The sequence below is a fragment of the uncultured Polaribacter sp. genome (assembly GCF_947501385.1).
Classification (GTDB): Bacteria; Bacteroidota; Bacteroidia; order Flavobacteriales; family Flavobacteriaceae; genus Polaribacter.
Genome location: NZ_CANMVP010000029.1, coordinates 41,023 through 62,250 on the forward strand (window position 1 = coordinate 41,023; position 21,228 = coordinate 62,250).

General features: G+C 33.3%; 17 protein-coding genes. 2 read left to right on the forward strand and 15 right to left on the reverse strand.

Features of this window, described 5'->3' with window-relative positions; all coding sequences use genetic code 11:
* Nucleotide 1: 1 nt before the first annotated feature.
* The 7 genes from Q0998_RS16435 to Q0998_RS16465 all read right to left on the reverse strand — a co-directional run bounded on the left by Q0998_RS16435 (nt 2) and on the right by Q0998_RS16465 (nt 6,687).
* Nucleotides 2-793, reverse strand: coding sequence for an anti-sigma factor (locus Q0998_RS16435; RefSeq protein ID WP_299671809.1), 792 nt, complete (start codon nt 791-793; stop codon nt 2-4).
* A gap of 3 nt (nt 794-796) precedes the next feature.
* Entirely contained in the window at nt 797-1,330 is a 534-nt protein-coding gene (locus Q0998_RS16440; protein WP_299671811.1) for a sigma-70 family RNA polymerase sigma factor, read from the reverse strand.
* A gap of 70 nt (nt 1,331-1,400) precedes the next feature.
* A complete protein-coding gene (locus tag Q0998_RS16445) occupies nt 1,401-2,480 on the reverse strand; it encodes a 3'-5' exonuclease (protein WP_299671812.1) in 1,080 nt (359 codons plus the stop codon).
* 26 nt (nt 2,481-2,506) lie between these two features.
* Nucleotides 2,507-3,175, reverse strand: a complete 669-nt coding sequence (locus Q0998_RS16450) for a YggS family pyridoxal phosphate-dependent enzyme (RefSeq protein ID WP_299671814.1) — start codon at nt 3,173-3,175, stop codon at nt 2,507-2,509.
* 132 nt (nt 3,176-3,307) lie between these two features.
* A complete protein-coding gene (locus tag Q0998_RS16455) occupies nt 3,308-4,261 on the reverse strand; it encodes a D-2-hydroxyacid dehydrogenase (RefSeq protein ID WP_299671816.1) in 954 nt (317 codons plus the stop codon).
* 168 nt (nt 4,262-4,429) lie between these two features.
* Nucleotides 4,430-5,497 carry a 3-phosphoserine/phosphohydroxythreonine transaminase gene (gene serC, locus Q0998_RS16460; protein WP_299671818.1) on the reverse strand — a complete coding sequence of 356 codons (1,068 nt, stop codon included), beginning with the start codon at nt 5,495-5,497 and terminating at the stop codon, nt 4,430-4,432.
* 128 nt (nt 5,498-5,625) lie between these two features.
* Nucleotides 5,626-6,687 carry an acyl-CoA reductase gene (locus tag Q0998_RS16465; protein ID WP_299671820.1) on the reverse strand — a complete coding sequence of 354 codons (1,062 nt, stop codon included), beginning with the start codon at nt 6,685-6,687 and terminating at the stop codon, nt 5,626-5,628.
* A 69-nt stretch (nt 6,688-6,756) separates the two neighbouring features.
* Between Q0998_RS16465 and Q0998_RS16470 the strand changes: the two genes are divergently transcribed.
* Nucleotides 6,757-7,107, forward strand: a complete 351-nt coding sequence (locus Q0998_RS16470; protein WP_299671821.1) for a 4Fe-4S dicluster domain-containing protein — start codon at nt 6,757-6,759, stop codon at nt 7,105-7,107.
* An 81-nt stretch (nt 7,108-7,188) separates the two neighbouring features.
* On the opposite strand, the gene Q0998_RS16475 is transcribed toward Q0998_RS16470, so the two are convergent.
* The 6 genes from Q0998_RS16475 to Q0998_RS16500 form a co-directional block, all read right to left on the reverse strand.
* The gene (locus Q0998_RS16475; RefSeq protein ID WP_299671823.1) at nt 7,189-8,487 is read right to left on the reverse strand and encodes a T9SS type A sorting domain-containing protein; all 1,299 of its coding nucleotides are present in this window, start codon (nt 8,485-8,487) and stop codon (nt 7,189-7,191) included.
* Between the two features lie 9 nt (nt 8,488-8,496).
* The gene (locus Q0998_RS16480; protein ID WP_299671825.1) at nt 8,497-9,693 is read right to left on the reverse strand and encodes a T9SS type A sorting domain-containing protein; all 1,197 of its coding nucleotides are present in this window, start codon (nt 9,691-9,693) and stop codon (nt 8,497-8,499) included.
* A gap of 9 nt (nt 9,694-9,702) precedes the next feature.
* Complete coding sequence (gene lnt / locus Q0998_RS16485; protein WP_299671827.1) at nt 9,703-11,283, reverse strand: apolipoprotein N-acyltransferase; 1,581 nt, start codon at nt 11,281-11,283, stop codon at nt 9,703-9,705.
* A gap of 93 nt (nt 11,284-11,376) precedes the next feature.
* Nucleotides 11,377-14,661 carry a reprolysin-like metallopeptidase gene (locus tag Q0998_RS16490; protein ID WP_299671829.1) on the reverse strand — a complete coding sequence of 1,095 codons (3,285 nt, stop codon included), beginning with the start codon at nt 14,659-14,661 and terminating at the stop codon, nt 11,377-11,379.
* 261 nt (nt 14,662-14,922) lie between these two features.
* The gene (locus Q0998_RS16495; protein ID WP_299671831.1) at nt 14,923-16,986 is read right to left on the reverse strand and encodes a hypothetical protein; all 2,064 of its coding nucleotides are present in this window, start codon (nt 16,984-16,986) and stop codon (nt 14,923-14,925) included.
* Between the two features lie 6 nt (nt 16,987-16,992).
* On the reverse strand, nt 16,993-17,478 hold the full coding sequence (locus Q0998_RS16500) for a T9SS type A sorting domain-containing protein (RefSeq protein WP_299671833.1): 486 nt from the start codon (nt 17,476-17,478) through the stop codon (nt 16,993-16,995).
* Between the two features lie 619 nt (nt 17,479-18,097).
* Between Q0998_RS16500 and Q0998_RS16505 the strand changes: the two genes are divergently transcribed.
* Nucleotides 18,098-18,340 carry a hypothetical protein gene (locus Q0998_RS16505; RefSeq protein ID WP_299671835.1) on the forward strand — a complete coding sequence of 81 codons (243 nt, stop codon included), beginning with the start codon at nt 18,098-18,100 and terminating at the stop codon, nt 18,338-18,340.
* A 546-nt stretch (nt 18,341-18,886) separates the two neighbouring features.
* Here Q0998_RS16505 and Q0998_RS16510 read toward each other — a convergent pair.
* Both Q0998_RS16510 and Q0998_RS16515 read right to left on the reverse strand, forming a co-directional pair.
* Nucleotides 18,887-19,063, reverse strand: coding sequence for a hypothetical protein (locus Q0998_RS16510; protein ID WP_299671837.1), 177 nt, complete (start codon nt 19,061-19,063; stop codon nt 18,887-18,889).
* Between the two features lie 7 nt (nt 19,064-19,070).
* Nucleotides 19,071-20,864, reverse strand: coding sequence for a T9SS type A sorting domain-containing protein (locus Q0998_RS16515; protein ID WP_299671839.1), 1,794 nt, complete (start codon nt 20,862-20,864; stop codon nt 19,071-19,073).
* Nucleotides 20,865-21,228 lie beyond the last annotated feature (364 nt).

Below are 21,228 nucleotides of genomic sequence, written 5' to 3' on the forward strand. Positions count from 1 at the left end.
TTTATGGAGTAGAAGCTACAGCACCCAAAGTATATAATTGTTCCATAGTAGGAGATGCACTACCACCTGCAGGTTCTAAAGTAATTCCAAAAGCTTCAGATGCGTTTGTATTCTCAATCGTAAAAATCTTATTAGTATCTGCTGTAAAAGTATCGATAGTTCCTAAACTGGTAGGTGTTAAAGGACTCATTTTTAAAGACCATACTTGATATACTTTCCCTTTTGGTGGTTCTGGTAGCCCTTTGGCATCTAAGTAAATACTATTGGTTTTCTGATCCCAATAAACTTTTGCATACGAATTAGGAGCAACTTTTTGTCCTGCTAAAGGAACAGCAATAATGTCCTTATCTCTAAAAACAGTAATTAATTTTTTTGCTGCGACTAAATTGTTAGAGGCATCTTCAATTTGTTGTTCTAATTGTAATTTTTCTGTGGCAATTTGTTCTTTTAGTTGATTGTTTTGAGAAATAGACCAAATGAATGCGCTACCAATAAGAATGGAAGCAGCCCAACCTGTATATTGTAGCCAATTAGATTTCGGTTCTCCAATAGCAAGTACTTTAGTTTGTTTCCTTTCTATTGCTTTTTTTATGGGTATAAATACATACGCAGCGTTTTTTGTAGCAGCAGCGGCAGTCAATTTTACAATAGCTTTTTCTATTGATAAAACTTCAGCTAATAATTCAGGGTTTTCTTGAATTGCAGCATGCACATCCTCATTCTCTTTTTCTGAGAGTGAACCTGCAACGTACAGTTCTAAAATTCCTGATGCTATGTATTCTTTTGTATTCATTTTTTAAACTCTGAGCATTGTTCTTAACTCAGTAATACAATTTCTATTTCTTGTTTTAATGGTACCTAAAGGAATGTCTAATTCTTCTGAGGCTTCTTTTTGCGTAAATCCCTTAAAGTATAATAACTCAATTACAGATTTACATGTATCCCCTAATTTTTTAACAAATTCTCTAAGACCTATGGTATCTGTAGTATTCTCTAAACTACTATTTGTTTCTAGTATATCTACGAAAAAATCTGAGTTCAGGTTTTGCTTAGCTTGCTTATATTTTTTAGAACGTGTATAATCAATCGCAGCATTTCTAGCGATGTTTAAGATCCACGTAAAAAAACGCCCTTTCTTTGATGAGTAAGAATCTGATTTATTCCATGCTTTTATAAATACGTCTTGCGTAATTTCTTGCGCAACAGCATCATTTTTTACAATTGTATTTACAACGCCAGATATACTCTTACAATACATATTGTATAAGTTTTCATAGGCTTTTACATCTTTTTGTTGAAATTGTAAAACTAAGAGGTCTGTCTTTTCCATTAACGGCTAATATATCAAATAATTTATTGAAATAGAAGGTATTTGTATCTAAATAGATTTCACAATAAATTTACAACCTCACAATTTTTTGAACATTATTTTTATTTAAGTAGTTTTTTACAATGGTTTTTGCCAATTCTTTGTCTTCAATGGGCGTTAAAATAGATTTTAGTATGTCTATGCTGTTCTCTTGATGTGCTAAATTTGTATAACCATACCCAAAAACTTCTTTGTTTTCTATAAGAATAATTGCGTGTTCTTCAATTTCTCTTCCTTTTTCGACAATTATAAAATCGTCGATATTAAAATCTTGATATGTGAGCTTTCTTTTTTTGTTAAAATTATATTTTGGTGTTAACGCTTCTAATTCAATGTAATATTTTAGACGCGTAAAAAGATCATTTCCAGTTTTCTCGTACGTAATTGAAGTGGCTCTATTTTGAATTTTAATGGCTCTTTTTGACAGTTTTAAAAACAATTTATTTACTTCTGCCTTTACATTTTTTCCACGCCCAATAAAAATTACTTTTCCTTCAGCACCGTGAATGTAAAACAATCCTGCTTCTTTTGGTACGGCATCTATTAATTTTTGAATCCGCTCTTTTTCAACCCTTTTATCATGATATTTTACAGAAGTTTGAATGATGTTTTTATTGATATCTTTCTCTAGCAGTAATTTAAACAATTGTACCGTTACTAGTGCATCTCCAGAAGCTCTATGCCTATTTGTCATGGGGATTCCTAAGGCTCTTGTAAGTTTGCCTAAGCTGTATGAAGGTTGGTCTAAAATAAGTTTTTGACTGAGTTCTACAGTACAAAGTGTATTCCGGTTAAAATCGTATCCTAATCTGTCAAATTCTGTGCTTAAAATTCTATAGTCGAAAGTGGTATTATGCGCCACCAAAGTACAATTTTCGGTAATTTCTATAATTCTTTTTGCGACCTCATAAAACTTCGGAGCATTTTGTAACATTTTACTGTTAATTCCTGTAAGTTTTACTACAAATTTTTGAATTTCTCTTTCTGGATTTACCAGACTAATAAATTGATCAACAACAGCATGTCCGTCGAATTTGTAGATGGCAATTTCTGTAATGCCTTCTTCATTAAATTTACCACCCGTTGTTTCAATGTCTAATATTGCGTACAAATTTCTTTTCTTATCTGGGAAAATTACTAATTATAATTTCTACTACCAAAGATAGCGCTTCCAACTCTAATCATAGTACTTCCATTTTCTATGGCTAAAGGGTAATCTCCACTCATTCCCATCGATAAAATTTCTAGATGGCAATTTTCAGTATCAGATTTTAGTTTTTGGGTATCAAAAAAGTTTTTTAATGCTGAAAACTCTTCATTTAATTGCGCTGTATTGTCTGTAAATGTTGCCATTCCCATAAAACCCACAATTCGAATATTTTCTAATGCAACCAGTTCTGATGATGATAAAATAGCTGCTATATCTTCGAAGGAAAGTCCGAATTTTGTTTCTTCTTTGGCAATTTTCGCCTGTAACAAACAAGCAATCACTCTGTCATGCTTTTTCGCTTGCTTATCGATTTCCTTTAAAGTTGAAAATTTATCAACCCCGTGAATTAAATCTACAAAATGCGCCATATATTTTACCTTATTACTTTGTAAATGACCAATCATTTGCCATTTGATATCTTTCGGTAAAGCATCATATTTGTCAACCATTTCCTGAATTTTATTTTCACCAAAAACACGCTGACCAGCATCGTATGCTTCTTGTAAATCAGCCACAGGTTTGGTTTTAGAAACCGCAACTAAGGTTACGTGTTCAGGAAGGGAATTTTTAATTTTTGATAGGTTTTCTTTGATCATTTATGAGTTTAAAATTCAAGGTTCAAGGTTCAAGGTTCAAAGTTAGATTTCTCTTCCGAAATTTCGGAAGTTTAAAAAAGCTCATTTCGAAATGAAATTTGTTAAGTTTTTCTATTTAACGAAAATTAATAACTAATTCTTCAACAAAGCTATAATCTGACTCGCTAATTCTGTACCAATTCTGTCTTGTGCTTCTTTTGTAGCAGCACCAATATGTGGGGTTAAAGAAATATCAGGATTCATTAATAGTTGAACAGCGGGCGTTGGTTCTGTTTCAAAAACATCTAAACCTGCAAATTGCACTTTTCCTTCTTCAATGGCGGTTACCAAATCAACTTCATGCAGAATACCACCTCTTGCGGTATTTATAATTCCAACACCATCTTTCATTTTATCAATATCAACTTTAGAAATGATATAATCTTGTTGTGTAGGAACATGTAAGGTAATAAAATCTGCTTCTTTTAAAAGTTCCTCTTTAGAAACCGTATCGATGTTAATGGTAATTTTCTGTCCGTTAAAAAAATCTACAGTAATGGGTGCATTTGTTATGATTTCATCTGTTGCAATCACATGCATTCCTAAACCCAAACCGATTTTTGCAACTTCTTGACCAATTTTTCCAAAACCAATAATCCCTAGTGTTTTTCCTCTTAATTCTATGCCTTCAGAATAGGCTTTTTTCAATTCTTTAAAACGAGAATCTCCTTCTAAGGGCATTTCTCTATTCGAAGAGTGAAGAAATCTCGCCATTCCGAATAAATGTGCAAAAACCAATTCTGCTACAGAACTAGAAGAGGCTGCAGGCGTATTAATTACGTGTAAACCATTTTCTTCAGCATATGCTACATCGATATTATCCATACCAACGCCGCCACGGCCAATTAATTTTAAACTGGGGCAAGCTTCTATAAGTTCTTGTCTTACTTGTGTTGCACTTCTTACTAAAATGGCATCTATAGAATTTTCATTGATATAATTTTCTAATTGATTTTGTGCTACTTTTGTAGTGATTACTTCAAAACCTCCTTTTTCTAAAGCATCTATTCCGCTTTGAGAAACTCCGTCATTTGCTAATATTTTCATTATCCTATCCCTAACCCTTTCCAAAGGAAAGGGAACTCTTATGGGTTTTATTTATTATTAATACTATTTTTTTTCTATTCTTTTAAGTTTATTTAACCACAACAGTTCCTTCCCCTTGGGAAGGTTAGGATGGGATTAACCACAACATTTCCTTCCCTTTGGAAAGAATTAAAGATGGGACTTTTCTAATGTTTGCATTACATCTACCAAAACTTGTACGCTGTATAAGGGCAAAGCATTGTACATACTTGCTCTATAACCACCAACACTTCTATGACCATTTAAACCGTTAATTCCTGCTGCTGTCCACATTTTATCAAAAGTTTTTTTTAGAGAATCATCAGTTAAATTAAAGGTGGCATTCATGGTACTTCTATCTTCTTTGGCTACGATTCCTTTAAAAAGCGGATTCCGATCAATTTCATCGTATAAAAGTGCTGCTTTTTTAGTATTTACTTCTTCTATAAATTGAATACCTCCTAAATCTTTCAACCATTGCATTGTTAGCATAGAAACATATACAGGAAAAACTGCAGGCGTATTAAACATGCTGTCTTTTTCTATATGTGTTTGATAACTTAGCATCGAAGGAATGTGTCTTTCTACTTTTCCTAGAATTTCTTCTTTTACAACCACTAAGGTGGTTCCTGCAGGACCCATGTTTTTTTGCGCCCCAGCATAAATCAAATCGAATTTTTCGAAATCTAACTGACGAGAAAAAATATCTGAACTCATATCACAAATCAAAGGAACATCGGTTTTTGGAAATTCTTTTATCTGAGTTCCTGCAACTGTATTGTTACTAGTACAGTGAAAATAATCTGCATCTGCTGGAATGGTAAAACCTTTAGGAATGTAAGCATAGCCTTTGTCTTTAGAAGAACCTACTTCAATCACTTCTCCGAATGCTTTGGCTTCTTTAATGGCTTTGTCAGACCAGGTTCCTGTGTTTAAATAGGCTGCTTTTTTATGCAATAAGTTATAAGCTACCATTAAAAATTCTAAACTAGCTCCACCATGTAAAAACAAGGCTTTGTATCCTTTGTTTTCAAGACCTAATAATTCTAAAGCCAAAGATCTTGCTTTGTCCATCACAGCAACAAAAGACTTACTTCTATGAGAAATTTCTATCAAAGATAAATCGTCGTTATTAAAATTAAGAATGGCATCTGATGCTTTTTGTAAAACTTCTTGCGGCAGAATACAAGGTCCTGCACTAAAATTATGTTTTTTCATACTTTTTAAGTTCAAAATTTAAAGTTTAATATTCAAAGTTCTCTGTGGAATCTTTGTATATTAATTTGTTTTTGAGATATTTTGTTAAATTTTTGCGCCCTTTGCAAAAAAACTTTGCGCCTCTGCATTTAAATTTCCGATAAAAACGCTAAGGTATTCACTCCATCTGCATAATCCCATAACTGCGGATTTTGAGTTTCGCCAAAAGCAATTTCATTTTCTAGAAAATCTTTGGCAACCACACACTGAATTTTTTCTTTATCTTGATGTAATTTTATCTTTAAATCGATTTCATTGTCATAATATTCATAAAAAATAGTGGCGATAGGTGAGGAGTAACTCTCATCTTCCTTAATCATTAAAAAACCATTTTCTAACAAATCGAATTCGCTCATTAAATAAACCGCCTTATTATAATCGTAATTATTTGCATATTTTGCATTGTTGATCATGTCTTTTTTGACAAACATTCCGTTGAAAAAAGCATTGAAATCGTAGTTTTTTGGAACATATAATTTCGAAACACTTCTGCAACCCAATCCAAAATAGGTAAACACATCATCAGCTAAACGTTCTAAATCTTGGTCTGTTACTTTGTCTGTGATGACTGCCACAGAATTTCTGCTTTTTCTGATGATATTTGGTTTGTTCTTAAAATAATACTCAAAATAACGCGCAGTATTGTTACTTCCCGTCGCAATTACAGCATCAAAATTTTCTAACCTTTGTTCTGTAAACGTGATTTTACCTTTAAAGGAAGCTTCTACATATTCTAAGTACTTCGCTAAAAAAGGCAACAAATGCTTATCACCCGAAGATTGTTTTACCAAAACGGAATGTCCTGAAATTAAAACCGATAAAAAATCATGAAAACCCACCAAAGGTACATTGCCAGCCATTATAATGGCGACTGTTTTTGGCGATTGAATAAGTATATCGTTTTTAGCAATCCATTTTTCTAAATTACTTTGGGTTAAAGATGTAGCCCAACTTTCAAAAGAAAACAATAAGTTTTCTTTTGTAAACCAAGAGTTATTTTCACGAGCAAGTTTTAATTGATGTTTAAAACCGTCGAAAAAAAGTTCATTATGTTCAATATTTTCCTTTTTTTCAGTCCTTTCTTGTGAAAACTGACTTAAAAAAGCCCCTAATTTTGCAAATGCAGTAATTCTACTTTGAATACTATTCATTTATTTTGGTTCTAAATAATTTTGGCGTTATTTTTGCAATTGCAAAGGTACAAAACAGAAAAGAAAATTATGGCAATTATAATAACAGATGAATGTATAAATTGTGGGGCTTGTGAACCAGAATGTCCAAATACTGCAATTTATGAAGGTGCAGACGATTGGAAATATTCAGATGGTACAGATTTAAAAGGAAATGTAGTATTGCCAAATGGTAAAGCTGCAAATGCTGATGAAGACCAAGAGCCCGTTTCTGATGAAATTTATTACATTGTTGCAGATAAGTGTACAGAATGTAAAGGTTTTCATGAAGAGCCACAATGTGCTGCAGTTTGTCCTGTAGATTGCTGTGTACCAGATGACGACAATGTAGAGACAGAGGAAGAGTTGTTAGCAAAACAAAAATTTATGCACGACAGTTAGAGTTATAAAAGATACTAAAATAGAAAATCCCAAGCAAAATGCTTGGGATTTTTTGTTTTAACAGAATACTGAATAGTACTTTTATTTGATTTGAATTTTACCATTTGTAAAAATAGCTCCTTTTTTGTCATGTACTTTATAAAAATACAAACCACTTGCAAGGTTTTCTGGAACCCTTGTTTGGTATTGATGGTTATTTGATTCAGAAAAATGAAGCGTGTTTACTTTTTGACCGTTGATTGTATAAACATCAATAATATACTCATTTAAAGAAAATTCTGATGCAATAGTCAATGTTTGTCCAGAAGCTATTGGATTTGGAAACATTTTTACATTGGCAATTTTACTCTTATGAACAGATGCCGTTTTTCCACTTATTTTTTGATACATCATATTATTTAAAGTAACTTCTCCTTCTTCCAAAGCGTCATCAATAGCAGCTCTTACATAATGCCCTTTTTTACTATAGAAAATTACTTCTTCTCTAATATTTAAAGCAAGTGTATCTCCGCCTTTAAATTCACGTTCTTCCTCTCTATAAATCAACTTAATAGCATCTACATCACCATCATCAAAGGTTTTTAAAGTCCCCTGTCCGATAACTCTATAATAATCTGTATACTGTAAAGAATCTAATTCTTCCCCTTCTGGTGCATCATTAATAAATGTAACAACCCCTTCATATTCCTCTTCAAGCTTTAAAGGTATTGGAGATTGTGTTCCATAGTAATCAATCGCAATTCTTTCTTCAAAATCTCCATCATCATCTTCATCATCTTCATCAATTTCTCCGTAGCCATATAAAAACAAATCGAATTCATTCAGGCTAAAAATTTCATAGATATCTAAAACTTTAGAATAAACTGCATGTGTTGCATCATCAGGAAAATCTTCTAAAACACCAGAAGATTCTGGGGTTACGTGCATGATATCTAATGTAGTTGCATTTAAGTCTTTTAAATTAGGAAGCACCCAAGTTTCGTTCTCTCCAGAATCGATATTCCCAATATCCATCGTAAGAGAAGCAGCTTCATATAATAAAGCTATTCTTGATTTTTCTAAAGACAAATGATCTAAAAAATCTTGGTAGGTGATCTCTAAAATATCGGCTTGTTTAGAAGAACGTTCTGCAGTTTTATAGGCTAGCGCATTTTTAAAACTTTGTAGTGATACATAGTCTGAAAAACCTGTTTGTTTAGAAGTACTACTTTTATTAGAACTTTCTGAACGACAAGCACCACGAAAAGTTCTTTTAAATTTTTGCTGAATTTTAGCATTTGTTCTGGTATCATAACATTGTTGTGAGTGACCCGCTTTAACACTTTGAAAGCTTGAAAGAGCAAAAATAAGCACCATGACTAAAATGTAATTATGCTTCATATTTTTAATTTATTGAATTTGAATTTTGCCATTTGTTAAAACAGCTCCTTTTTTATTGTGTACTTTATAAAAATACAAACCACTTGCAAGATTTTCTGGAACCCTTGTTTGGTATTGATGGTTATTTGATTCAGAAAAATGAAGCGCGTTTACTTTTTGACCGTTGATTGTATAGACATCAATAATATACTCATTTAAAGAAAATTCTGATTCAATAGTCAATGTTTGTCCAGAAGCAATTGGATTTGGAAACATTTTTACATGGGCAATTTTACTATTATTAACGGATGCTGTTTTTCCACTAATTTTTTGATAATTGATGTTGTTTAACGTCACTTCACCTTCGCTGTTTCTTGCATCTGTAATACCTGCTCTAATGTAGTGTCCTCTTTTGCTGTAAAAAACAATTTCATCTCTAGTAGCAAAAGAAACTTCTGCACCATCTTTAAATTCTCTTGTTTCTTCTGTATAAATTAATTTAAGAGCTTCTGCATCACCATCGTCAAAGGTTTTTAAAGTTCCTTGTCCAATAACATCGTAAAAATCGGTGTATTGTATCGAATCTAATTCTGCTCCTTCTGGTGCATCATTGATAAACGTAACAACGCCTTCATAACTTTCTCCTATTTTTAAGGGTACTGGAGATTGTGTTCCGTAATAATCTATTGCAATACGTTCCTCTACATCTCCATCATCGTCCTCATCGTCTTCGTCGATTTCTCCATAACCATATAAAAATAAATCAAATTCATTTAAGCTAAAGATTTCGTAAATATCTGTAGCCTCCGCATAAACAGCATGGGTGGCATCTTCTGGGAAACCTTCTAAAACTCCCGAAGATTCTGGAGTTACATGTGTTAGGTCCACTATCCTTGCGTTCATGTCTACCAAATTAGGCAATTCCCAAATTTCGTTAGTTCCAGCATCGATATTTCCAATGTTCATCGTAAGCGCACTTTCAAGCAACAATGCAGTTCTTGATTTTTCTAAAGACAAATGGTCTGAAAAATCTTGTTGTGTAATTTCAATATCATTTATTCTTTTATAAGCAACGGTTGTTTTAGAAGAACGATAGGTTCTTGTAAAGTTTTTATAATTTCTAGCACTTGTTCTTGTATCATCACAGACAGCAGGAGATGCGCTCACACTTTGTAAGGTTGATAAGGCACAGGTAAGTGCTGCTAAGAAAATGTAATTTTTTTTCATGTTTTTGATTTATTTTAAAAGTTTAAAAAATTTTTGTTCGTAAATTTGAAATAATAATAGGGTTAAAAAAACAGTTAAGATGAGTATTGGAAAGTAGTTGGGTTTGTCTGCATAAAGCGTTACTTCATCCGAAGCCTTTAATTTTGAACTTATAATTTGTAAAGATCCTTTTTTAGAAACCTCATACAATCTGCCCATTTGATCTATAAAGCCTGTTGAACCAACATTTGCAGCACGTGCCGTTTGTTTTCTATTTTCTATAGAGCGCATGCGAGTTACATTGGTCATAAAACTCATAAAACCTACTTTGCCATACCAGCCTTCTGCCGCTAAATGTGCATAAAATTCGGCGCCATTTCTAGACAATGCTGCCCAGTGTTCTGGATACCATTGCTCATAACACAAAGAAACCCCTAAAAGAAATGCTTTCTTATTTTTGGTAGTGAATTGTAAAGGTACAGATTTTTCTCCTTTTTTATAAAATCTTGTATCGTATTTTTTATAGGGAAAACTTTTAATTTTCTCTAATAAAGAATGATATGGAATGGCTTCTTGGCCTGGTGTTAAAACCGTTTTATGATGAAATTTTATTTCTTTTACTTGATGGGAAATCAACGCCCCTGAAACATAATTTCTTTTATCTTGTTTATTTAAAGTATCAGAAATACCTCTAGCGCCAGTTAATAAGGCAGCTTTCCAATCTGTGGTAGCTTCAAAAAGCAATTCACTTAAATTGCTTTGTTGCATGGTAAAAGGCAAACCCGTTTCTGGCCAAATATATAAATCGCTGGTTTTTCCTTTTTCTTGGTTGGTAAAAGCAATTTTATCTGTTCTGTGCAATGTTTCTTCTACCAAACGGAAACTATTATCCGAATTATTTAAAAATCGTGCTGAATATTGTGTGGGAACAATGGTAACATCTATAGACTTTCCTTTGAATTCATTATATTTCGAATAGGAAATTGCTGCATAAAGTAATGGGATGCCCAACATCAAAAGAACAATAAAACCGACTTTTTTATAGAACCAGCTACTTTTTAAATTGTAGTTTACAGATTGGTAGGCTTTAAAAATAAATACATTCAATAATAACAACCAAAAAGAAACGCCCCACATTCCTGTAATATCTATGTATTGAATTAACCAAATATTACCACTTTGCGAATAAGCAGAGAGGTGGGTTCCCATGGTAAATTCTAGGCTTAGATAGGTCCATTCCCACAGCATCCAAATAAATGGAAACAGCCACAATGCTTTGTTAAAACCAATTCTTTTTTGAATAGGAAAAAAGATTAGAAACGGAATAAAAAACCAAAACTCTTCTAAAAAGAAAATGACAGCAATCTGTAATTTAGCCTGTGGAAAATTGAATAACCAACCCGCCGCAAAACAGCCAAAGATCACCATAGCCGTATAACTGCCTAACATGCTTTTCCAAAACTTATGTTGGTTTTTTTCTAGAAAAATAAATAAGGGTACAAAGGCAACCCATGCTAAGAAAGAAAGGTTTAGATTTTCAAATATAGGCCATGACAACCCATATAGCAGTCCGCTAAGAGCCCATAAAGGGATTTTTTTAAGAATACTCAATATAATCTATTTTATGCGAAAGTAATTATAAACATTGAGATTGCTCCCACCCGAAACGGGTAGTTTCTTAAAATTAAGTTTTTATTGATAAAGTTATTGAAATAGTAATTTTTTTATAGCCTGAATCTCACCATTTTGAATCCTTAAAAAGTAAAACCCAGTAGGAATGTTTTTAAAATTGAGTTCTTGGTTAAAAATAATACTGGCATGAGCATAATTTTTTGTTGCTATCAATTGACCATGAATTGTAAACAATTTTATTGAAATAGGATTTTGATTTTGTTTTTTAAAAGTTAACTGAATTTTACCATTTGACGGATTGGGATAGAGTTTAAATTTTTCAAAAGCAACCGTTTCAAAAGATGCTGTTGCCCTGTTTTCTTTTACCTGTATTGTATAATCTTCTGTTTCTCCCCATTCGGTCTTGTGCATGGTGTCACATGCACCCTCTCCAGCACCATTTTCTGGATCATCATATTCAATTACAACCCGCATTCTTGTATTTCCAAGAACTGCATCTTCAGGAATGCTAATGTCATAGATAGCTGTTGCAAGGTCTTCTGTTTTTACACCTAAATCATACCGCTCTGTATACATATCAAAGACTAGATCTTGGTTCCAATCAATAAAAACAAAACAGCGATCTTGAAAACCACCGGTATCTAAACTTATTTGTAGTTGGTATATATCTCCTTGTTTTACGGTTGTAGAAATTGTGGTAAAGTCTTCATATCCGTCAATTTTATCATTTTCTGAACTGTTGTTTATCGTGTTAAATGTAACATTGGTAATGTGTTCAGAGCCACCTGCATCGTGCGTAAAAGTAGAAGTGCAATATTGCGGAATTAGGGTTCTAAAACTCGAAATATTAGAATACATACCTTCACCACAGTCATTTTTAGATTTTACTCTCCAATAATAATCCGTATTGATGGTCAAAGCTGTTTTAAATGTATATGAGTTTGTTGTGGGATTTGTTTGTAAAACAAATGAAGCAAAACCAGGGTCACTAGCTACTTCGAGTTGATACAAAGTGGCGTTTGAATCGGTTGACCATAATAGGGTAGGAGCTGTATTAATATCGACACTTGCATTACTTGGTTTTGTCAAGGTAAGATTAGTGAAGGTGTCATCAAAAACAGCAAAATCGACTGTGCTATTTTGTGTAACAGATGCTGACGCCCCTAGAATTGTTGCTTTGTATTTTTGAGCATACAACTCATTGAGTCCTTTAATTGTTAAAATTACACGACCACTTTTATTTATTTGAGCTGGCAAAAAAGAGGCTGTTGTTCCTTCGGGTAAATCTGCAGCACTAAACGTTACCATTTCCTCAAAACCATTGATAAAATCAGCGTTTAATGTAAAGCTAACCGAATCTTCTGTACTGCTACAGACAGCTTCTAAATCGGCACCATTCGACAGAATAAAAGTAGGTGCTGTAGCATTTATCGCAAAATTAGTTGTGTTTACATTGTAAAAGATATGATCAATAGCTTCTATGAGTATTCTAGCATTGGTTGTTGGTAGGTTTGGAATGGTAACCGTATGCATTCCGTCATTGGGCGTACTTTCTGCTAAAATAAAAGGGAACGTCACACCCCCATCTGTGGATAATTTTATACGAACATTTTTACAATTGATAGGTGCTTGATTGGTTGTTGAAACCTCCCAGGTTATACTTTGTTGTGAACCGGTATCCCAGAGAACCGCAGTCTTGGGTGCTGTTACCACAAAAGGAGCTGCCTCTGTGACTGTTATTTTTATCTTGTCGCTGGCAGTTGCACCTCCGTTGATATAATTATCTCTTACCGTAAAAGCAATGTTAAGTTCTCTTGCAACCGTAGGAACGACTTCCCATACACTCCCTATAGTGCCAGCAATTACCGTTTGAAATTCAGGAAAATATCTTTCGGAAGAAACTTTAGAGGGCAAAGATCTAAATAATGGTCCGTTTTCATTGGTAGAAACAGGAGGCATGGTGGCAATCTTATGATCTATTTGTTCCCAATTGTAGGTGAGACTTTCCATTCCATCAGCATCGGTTGCAGTTCCTTTTAATACAAAAGGAGTTCCTTTGGGAATGCTCACATCAAATCCTGCATTGGCAGTGGGTCTGTTATTGTTTGTATTTATACGTATTCCACAAGTGGCAGTATTTCGAAGTGTGCTTTGAATCTGAGTGATGTTTACGGAATGAAAATGCCCATCGCTATTGCCTTGTACATTCGGAGCACAGATACCTGCATAGCCCATAATTGTAGAGCCACTTCCTGGTTCAACAGCGGTTTCTCTGGTTCTATTGCACTTATTATTTTGCGTATGGGTAGCGCCAAATTGATGCCCAATTTCATGTGCCACATAATCAATATTATAAGGATCTCCAATAGGTTCAGCACGCCCAGTTACGCCTCTTCCTTTTAAACCTGTAAGGCAAACCACTCCCAAACCAGCAATACCGTCTCCACTAAGACTAAAAAGATGGCCAAGATCATAGTTATCATTTCCTATAAAATTGTTAGAAATAGTTTGCGATTCATTGATCATTTTATCAGGGTCGCCTTCTGTAATGCCATCGGTTTCTTTGTCTAAAAAAATAATTGCATCATTATTGTCAACCAATATCATTTTGATCCCCAAATCTTTTTCAAAAACTGAATTTACTCTTGTAATAGAAGTATTCATCGCAGATAAAACAGCGGCTTTTTTTTCTTTTTCTGTTGCCGTTTCTAAAACTCCTTGTCTGTTTAAATGAAACTGTGCATACTCACCAGAACAGGCCAAAGCCAATCGAAATATTTTTAAGTTTTCTGTAGACGTATTTTTTAGGACAGATTTTTTTGATGGTCGCTTTTCTTTTTTTAAATCGTCTATATGACATTGAAAATTAGTATCACTTGAAATTAAATCTGTTTTTTTATAGGCGATATAGGTTTTATTATTTTTTGTAAAAGGATCAATATATAATGTATTTTGTTTCCCTGAGGTAATTAGTAGGTGTATTCCGTCAGTGCCTATACTTATTTTAGCAATTGCTGTGAGATCTTCAATACCTTGCGCAGTGTATGATTTTATATTCGGAAATTTCTTAGTCAATCCATCTTCAAAATTAGAGGTTTCTATTACTTTGAATTTAGAAACTTTTCCTGTTGCATTTGGTAAGAATATGATTGCGGATTCTTCTTTTGAACTTGAATGTAACTGGGTAGTAAAACTTTTTAAATTCAAAGAAAAGAGTTGTTGTTTTACAGGTAAATTTTTTCTTAGATACAGTTCCGTTTTGTTTTGCTGAGCATCAGATGCTAGTTTTTTCCAATAGTTCTGAGCATTTGAAATTGTGGATATCAATAAGAACAACAATAGGGTCTTCTTTTTCATTTGCTATTTTAAATACTTTTTTCAATCATTTCATTGCAAATATAGGGGTACTCTAGGTTTTATTACCTACCCACATCGGGTGGTTTTCAATTATATTTTAGAATTCTTATTTTTTTAATTTTAAGTATGATCACTTCTTAAATATAAACTGACATAAAACCATCAATTTTACGAGTAAAAAAAACCAGTGAATTTAAATTCACTGGTTTTAATATAAGTTACTATTCGTCAATTCATAATAGAAAGGCTCTAAAGTATTATTTACTCTCCATAAAACTCAACAGATATAGAGCTACTTGTGCTCCCCCAAGAGTGAGCAAGCGTTGTACCAGACCACTGATATAGATTTGTAGAAAACTTTTCTCCTGCTGTTACAGCAATTAATGTACTGATGTATGAATAACCGTACAATGAGTTAAATTTATTTCGTTGATTGTATCCAAAATTTCCTAAAATATTATGATTTCCATTTTTAACAATAGTTAATTGCGATAAACTTGTAGTAGAAACACTTTGATAAATAATTCCACATTTTATTCTTATATAGTCCACTCCTGTGGGTATTGTAATCTCTGTATTATCTGTTCCACCTAAACTATTCTGATAATTTTCTCTGACCTCTAACCACTTTACAAAAGTAGATGTTGCATCTGGAACTTCAACATCAGCAGGACTTGGACTAGATTTTACTGTTGCTCTCACAACACCTAAAAGTCTTGGAGCATCTAATCCTTTTGGTCCTGCTGGCCCAGTTTCTCCAACATCTCCTTTGAGTCCTTGAATTCCTTGTATTCCCGTTTCCCCTTTGGCACCAGCGTCTCCTTTGAGACCTTGAATTCCTTGGGTTCCCGTTTCCCCTTTGTCACCAGTATCTCCTTTGAGTCCTTGAATTCCTTGTATTCCCGTTTCCCCTTTGTCACCAGTATCTCCTTTAAGACCTTGAATTCCTTGGGTTCCTGTTTCCCCTTTGGCACCAGTATCTCCTTTTAGCCCTTGAATTCCTTGGGTTCCTGTTTCACCTTTGGCACCAGTATCTCCTTTGAGTCCTTGAATTCCTTGTATTCCCGTTTCCCCTTTGGCACCAGCGTCTCCTTTGAGACCTTGAATTCCTTGGGTTCCCGTTTCACCTTTTTCACCAACATCTCCTTTGAGACCCTGAATTCCTTGTATTCCCGTTTCACCTTTTTCACCAACATCTCCTTTGATTCCTTGAATTCCTTGCGTTCCCGTTTCACCTTTTTCACCAACATCTCCTTTGAGTCCTTGAATTCCTTGAGTTCCCGTTTCACCTTTTTCACCAACATCTCCTTTGAGTCCTTGAATTCCTTGTATTCCCGTTTCACCTTTGTCACCAACATCTCCTTTGAGACCTTGAATTCCTTGAGTTCCCGTTTCACCTTTGTCACCAGCATCTCCTTTGATTCCTTGAATTCCTTGCGTTCCCGTTTCACCTTTGTCACCAGTATCTCCTTTGATTCCTTGAATTCCTTGAGTTCCCGTTTCACCTTTGGCACCAGTATCTCCTTTGAGACCTTGAATTCCTTGTATTCCCGTTTCACCTTTTTCACCAACATCTCCTTTGAGTCCTTGAATTCCTTGAGTTCCCGTTTCACCTTTGTCACCAACATCTCCTTTTAATCCCTGAATTCCTTGAGTTCCCGTTTCACCTTTGTCACCAACATCTCCTTTGAAACCTTGAATTCCTTGAGTTCCCGTTTCACCTTTGTCACCAGCATCTCCTTTGATTCCTTGAATTCCTTGCGTTCCCGTTTCACCTTTGTCACCAGTATCTCCTTTGATTCCTTGAATTCCTTGAGTTCCCGTTTCACCTTTGGCACCAGTATCTCCTTTGAGACCTTGAATTCCTTGTATTCCCGTTTCACCTTTTTCACCAGCGTCTCCTTTTGGTCCTGGTAATGAACTACCACTTGTTTTGGCATACAAAGCATACGGAACACTTAAGAATTGGCTTGTTCCAGTAATAGTGTAATTATCTCCACCGTCAGGATCTGTTTCTGATTTTATATAATATTTTTGGTTACTCCAATCTATATTTGAAAATGTACCTGAAATTGCAGATCCTGTTCCAATTTCAATACTGATTAATCCATTAGCATTTGTAGTAGGATTATGCGTTTCCACATAAACAACTGTTCCATTTGCTGTTTCTTGTAGAATACTAATTTGCATTCCTACAGATTGATTTGTAACTAAAGCATTCGTATTATTTCGCAATACAGATTGATAGCTCATTTTTTCTGGTGTCTGCGAAAAAGTATTGGTACATACATATAGGGCACAGATAAAAGTAAATATTTTTTTCATATCGGTTTATTGTTTAAAAATTTTGAATGTTTTTATGTTTTTATTTTTCTTCAGAATGGTTACAAAATAAGTGGCTGTAGTTAAATTTTGCATCGGGATATGTGTTTGCTGTTTTGTAATTCTATTCGCTGTAATGGTTTTTCCATTGATATCTGTGATGCGATATTTTAAATTTGAAAATTCAACTCCTTTTATATCTAATTTTAAAAAGTCAATTGTTGGATTTGGAAATGCGGTAGCTTTAAGCTGATGCTCGTTTTTGATCATACTTAACACAATTGAAATTTCTGAAGGTTGTTGTACTCCGTTTGATGTTGCGCCAGATGTTCCTGTTTGTGTAGTATATACCAATTGTCCTATAGAGTAGGTGGTATTTCCAGAATTTCCTGTTGCTGTATTTCCGCTTGTATTTACTGAGCTTTGAGCGTTCGAGCACATACTTCCTATTAGAAGGAGATGAAATAATAGTAATAGTGTATTTTTGTGTTTCATAAATTGCTGTTTTCGTTTCTAATTTTAAAATGTTTACTAGTTACCAACTGAAATTTTATAGATGTAGATAGTGATTAAATTTGAAGCTTACAGATGTATGAAAACAATCTTTATTTAAAAGCTTTAGATTGCCTTCTATCTTTTTTAAAACATCTATTTTAGTTGGCAAATATGTTTGAAAAATTCACTCTTATTCCCACCCGAAACGGGTAGTTTTTCTTATTTAAAGGGATTTTTTGAAGTTTTACTAGCTTTTTTTAAAAGAAAGAGCATTTTTCACGGGTTTGCAATTTGCCTTGTTTTAGGTGGAACTTTATAAGGTTATATTTTTATTTTAAAAGAAAAGCAAACCCATCGTTAATTTCCATACATAAAATAAATTTTAGAATAAAAATACGATTCATATCATTCTCTTTTATACATTTGATTTATACAAGTATCTACTTTATTGAAGAAATATATATATTATCTTATTGGATTGATTTTTAGCTTTTACGGAGTTCTTGTAGTGAGGTAAAGGAGAGGAATGCACTGAACTTTTCATGAACAAGACTTAGAAGAAGCAGAAACCATTAAACCTGTACCTTATAAAAAACTACACCCTTTAGAAAGTCCGAACATGGGTTTTAAAAATGGTACTTATTGGTTGAAAGTAATTTTAGAGGAAAAAATAGCAACACCCCATATTGTTTTTGATGTTCCTGAAAGTAATATTCATACATTTACCATTTACCAGAATTCAAAAGAAATTGCATCTAAAAATTTAGCCGATACCCATTTCTCATTATTAGTTCCTAACAACCCTAATAATGCCATTTATTTTTTACAAGTATCTTTTAAAATGAAGTTTATCTTCCGCTAAACATAAAACGTTATAAAGAGCCGCAATTAACCGAGAAATATGCTTTCTTCTCCAACGGACTTTATTATGGCTTTGTAGCTGTTGCACTTATTTTAAACTTTTTCTTTTACACCTCTTTAAAAGACAACACTTTTCTTTATTATTGTTTTTTTTTTAATAGCCATTACTCTGGGAGTGCTCTCTTATGATGGGTTGTTAAATGTTATTTTACCTGCTTCATTTTCTAAATATACCAGTGTTTTTAAGCACTTTTTAATTACCTTTTCTGGATTTTTATTTGGGTACAAGTTTTTTAAATACCAATTATTATTTGCCGAAAAGTAATCGACTTGGTTTTTTTTACTTTTTGTTGCTACCTGCAGTTATCTATTATTTATGGTTACTCACAGGTACATATTTGTAGCCATCGCAGATACGGTATCTTTTTTTTATTGTTGTATAATTGGATTGTAGGATTTATGATTTCTAAAAACCACAACATTACGTTGTGGCTTTCTACTTATATTATCCCCCAATCTAATACAAGTTATAATTAAAATGTGTTATCTAAAACCCAGTTCCAGGAGGTACAGGGCTTTGTGCTTGTGCTTTTTGTGGATTTAGAATCATATAGGTTCCAAGTGTAGTTAATGCTGCATACTTACCATAATTTCCAATTTTTTTCAAGGCTTCTTTTCTTGAAATATCGTTTTCTTGAGTGTTGTTTTTAGTTTTATTTTTCATAATAAGTTTATTCAATAATTATTTTTTTGCTCAATGTTCTGTTTTTTGTTTTAATTTTTATAATGTAAACACCAGTAGTTCTAATTGGTAATGGAATGGTATCGTTTGTTTGTCCTTTAAATTTTGTGGTAAATATTACTTTTCCTAAAATAGTATACACCGATAAAACAGCATTTTGATTTTCTAATCCAGAAATTTTAAGTTGGTTTATGATATTTTTATAAACAGAAACATCATTTAATGAAGCGTCGTTAACATTTAGAGCTTTTGCATTTGTAGTATGCAAAAAGAAACGACCAGTTGTGTTTACATTAGTATTAAAAAAAATGTCAAGTTTGTTATTTGTTTCAGATAATTTTGTAAACGTGCCTTCTTGTTTGTCTTCTAAATAAACAGTATAATCTGATGGTAAATTTGTAGCATTTACGGTAATAGAAATAGCACTTGCTTTAGCAATAATCCTTATAGGAATTATCATGTTTTCAAAATCACTATCAGGTAAAGATTGAATGCCTAATTTTTTTCCTTCATCATTAGTAACCAAACTTGTAAAAATTTCAAAAGAATTCCCAGTTCCTGTGAAAATTGAACTATCATATCCATTGTCAAAACCAGTATTTGTACCTTCTATGTAATAAATATCTGTATCTCTTGTTTGTTTACCATTTGAAATGATAACTTTTATTTCTGGTCTAGAAGTTGCAATTTTCTGAAACGTATCTGTAGTTTGATGCGATTGCATAGCTTCTGTAATGTTAACAGTGTTACTAACAGCATTAGTTGAACTTACAAAAAAAGCTTGACCCGGAGCTGCATAAAATGCAGGCGAAGCTAAATTTATTTGATTATATGTATTATTCTCTTGATCCCAGAACCATAGAGTACTTTCTGAAAGATTACCACTATTTACAGTTAATAAATTGTTAGTAGTTTTTGCATTTGTATTTGCCGCCAAATAAGAAGGATATGGGTTACCAACTAAATTAAATTTTTCAATATTTTCTGCAATAGGAATATTTACTGGTGCAGTAGGCATTGTGCCTGAAAAGGTTATATTTCCAGAAGTACTTAATTTTATAGAGTATCCTTTACCAGCAACAAAATTACCAGAACCTGTTGCTCCATTTTGATAATAATCCCAAGCAACACCATTATTTAAATAAGGTGCCAAACCACGATTAGGAGCAGAACCATTTGCTAAGTTTGTAATGTTAACAAATGCATCTATATCTTGCCCAACGACTGGAGATGAAACCATATACCAGTTATCGGTAGCTAAATCTCTACGATATTGCACAGTACCTGTTACCGTAGAGCTAGTTATAAAACTTGCACCACTGTTAATGGTAACTGCTTTAGCGGTTAAAGCCGTGTTTAATGTTGGATAATTGGCTAGATTATTAGGTATTAAAATACTGGATGTTGTCTTTGGTAGCGTATTAAACTTCCAATTGGTGTTTGTAGTTATAGAATTATCTGTAGTACCTTGCCACACTGCTAAACTGGTAGTGAACACTCTTGTTTGTCCATCATTAAAGACAGGACCATCATTTCCACTTGCACCAACAACTACTATACTACCATCTGCATTTAAAGCACAAGGGCTCAAAATATCTCCAGAAGCGTCTCCATCAATTTTTGAACTTATTAGCGTCCAAGAATTATTAATAAATTGATAAATTTGAACCTGACCTGCATTACTGCTAACACTTTTTGCGCCAATAGCTAAAATTGTTCCATCATCATTTAAATTGATGTCGCTACCAAAAGAACCAGAACTTCCAGTTATATCGCTTCCCATCTGCAACCAGTTATCGTTTATATTCTTATAAACTCGAACTTGATTTGCAAGAGGTGCACTAATGGCAACAATATTACCATTTGCATTTAGACTAGTACTGAAAGCGAATTCTTCGAATTGAGCTCTTTCGTTTAAAGTGCTTCCTATTTGTGACCAAGTACCTGATACTAATTTATAGGTAGCTACATAGCCAACATTTCTTCCAAGACTATTAATAGTAGTAAAACCAAATGCTACTGCTGTTAAAATAGTACCATTTGCATTTAAATGTACTTGATTTCCTAATTCACCCGTTGTGCATTTTGATAAATTCTGTCAATTCGAGCGATTATAATGACGTAAATTAGTCTATAAATATGTCTGT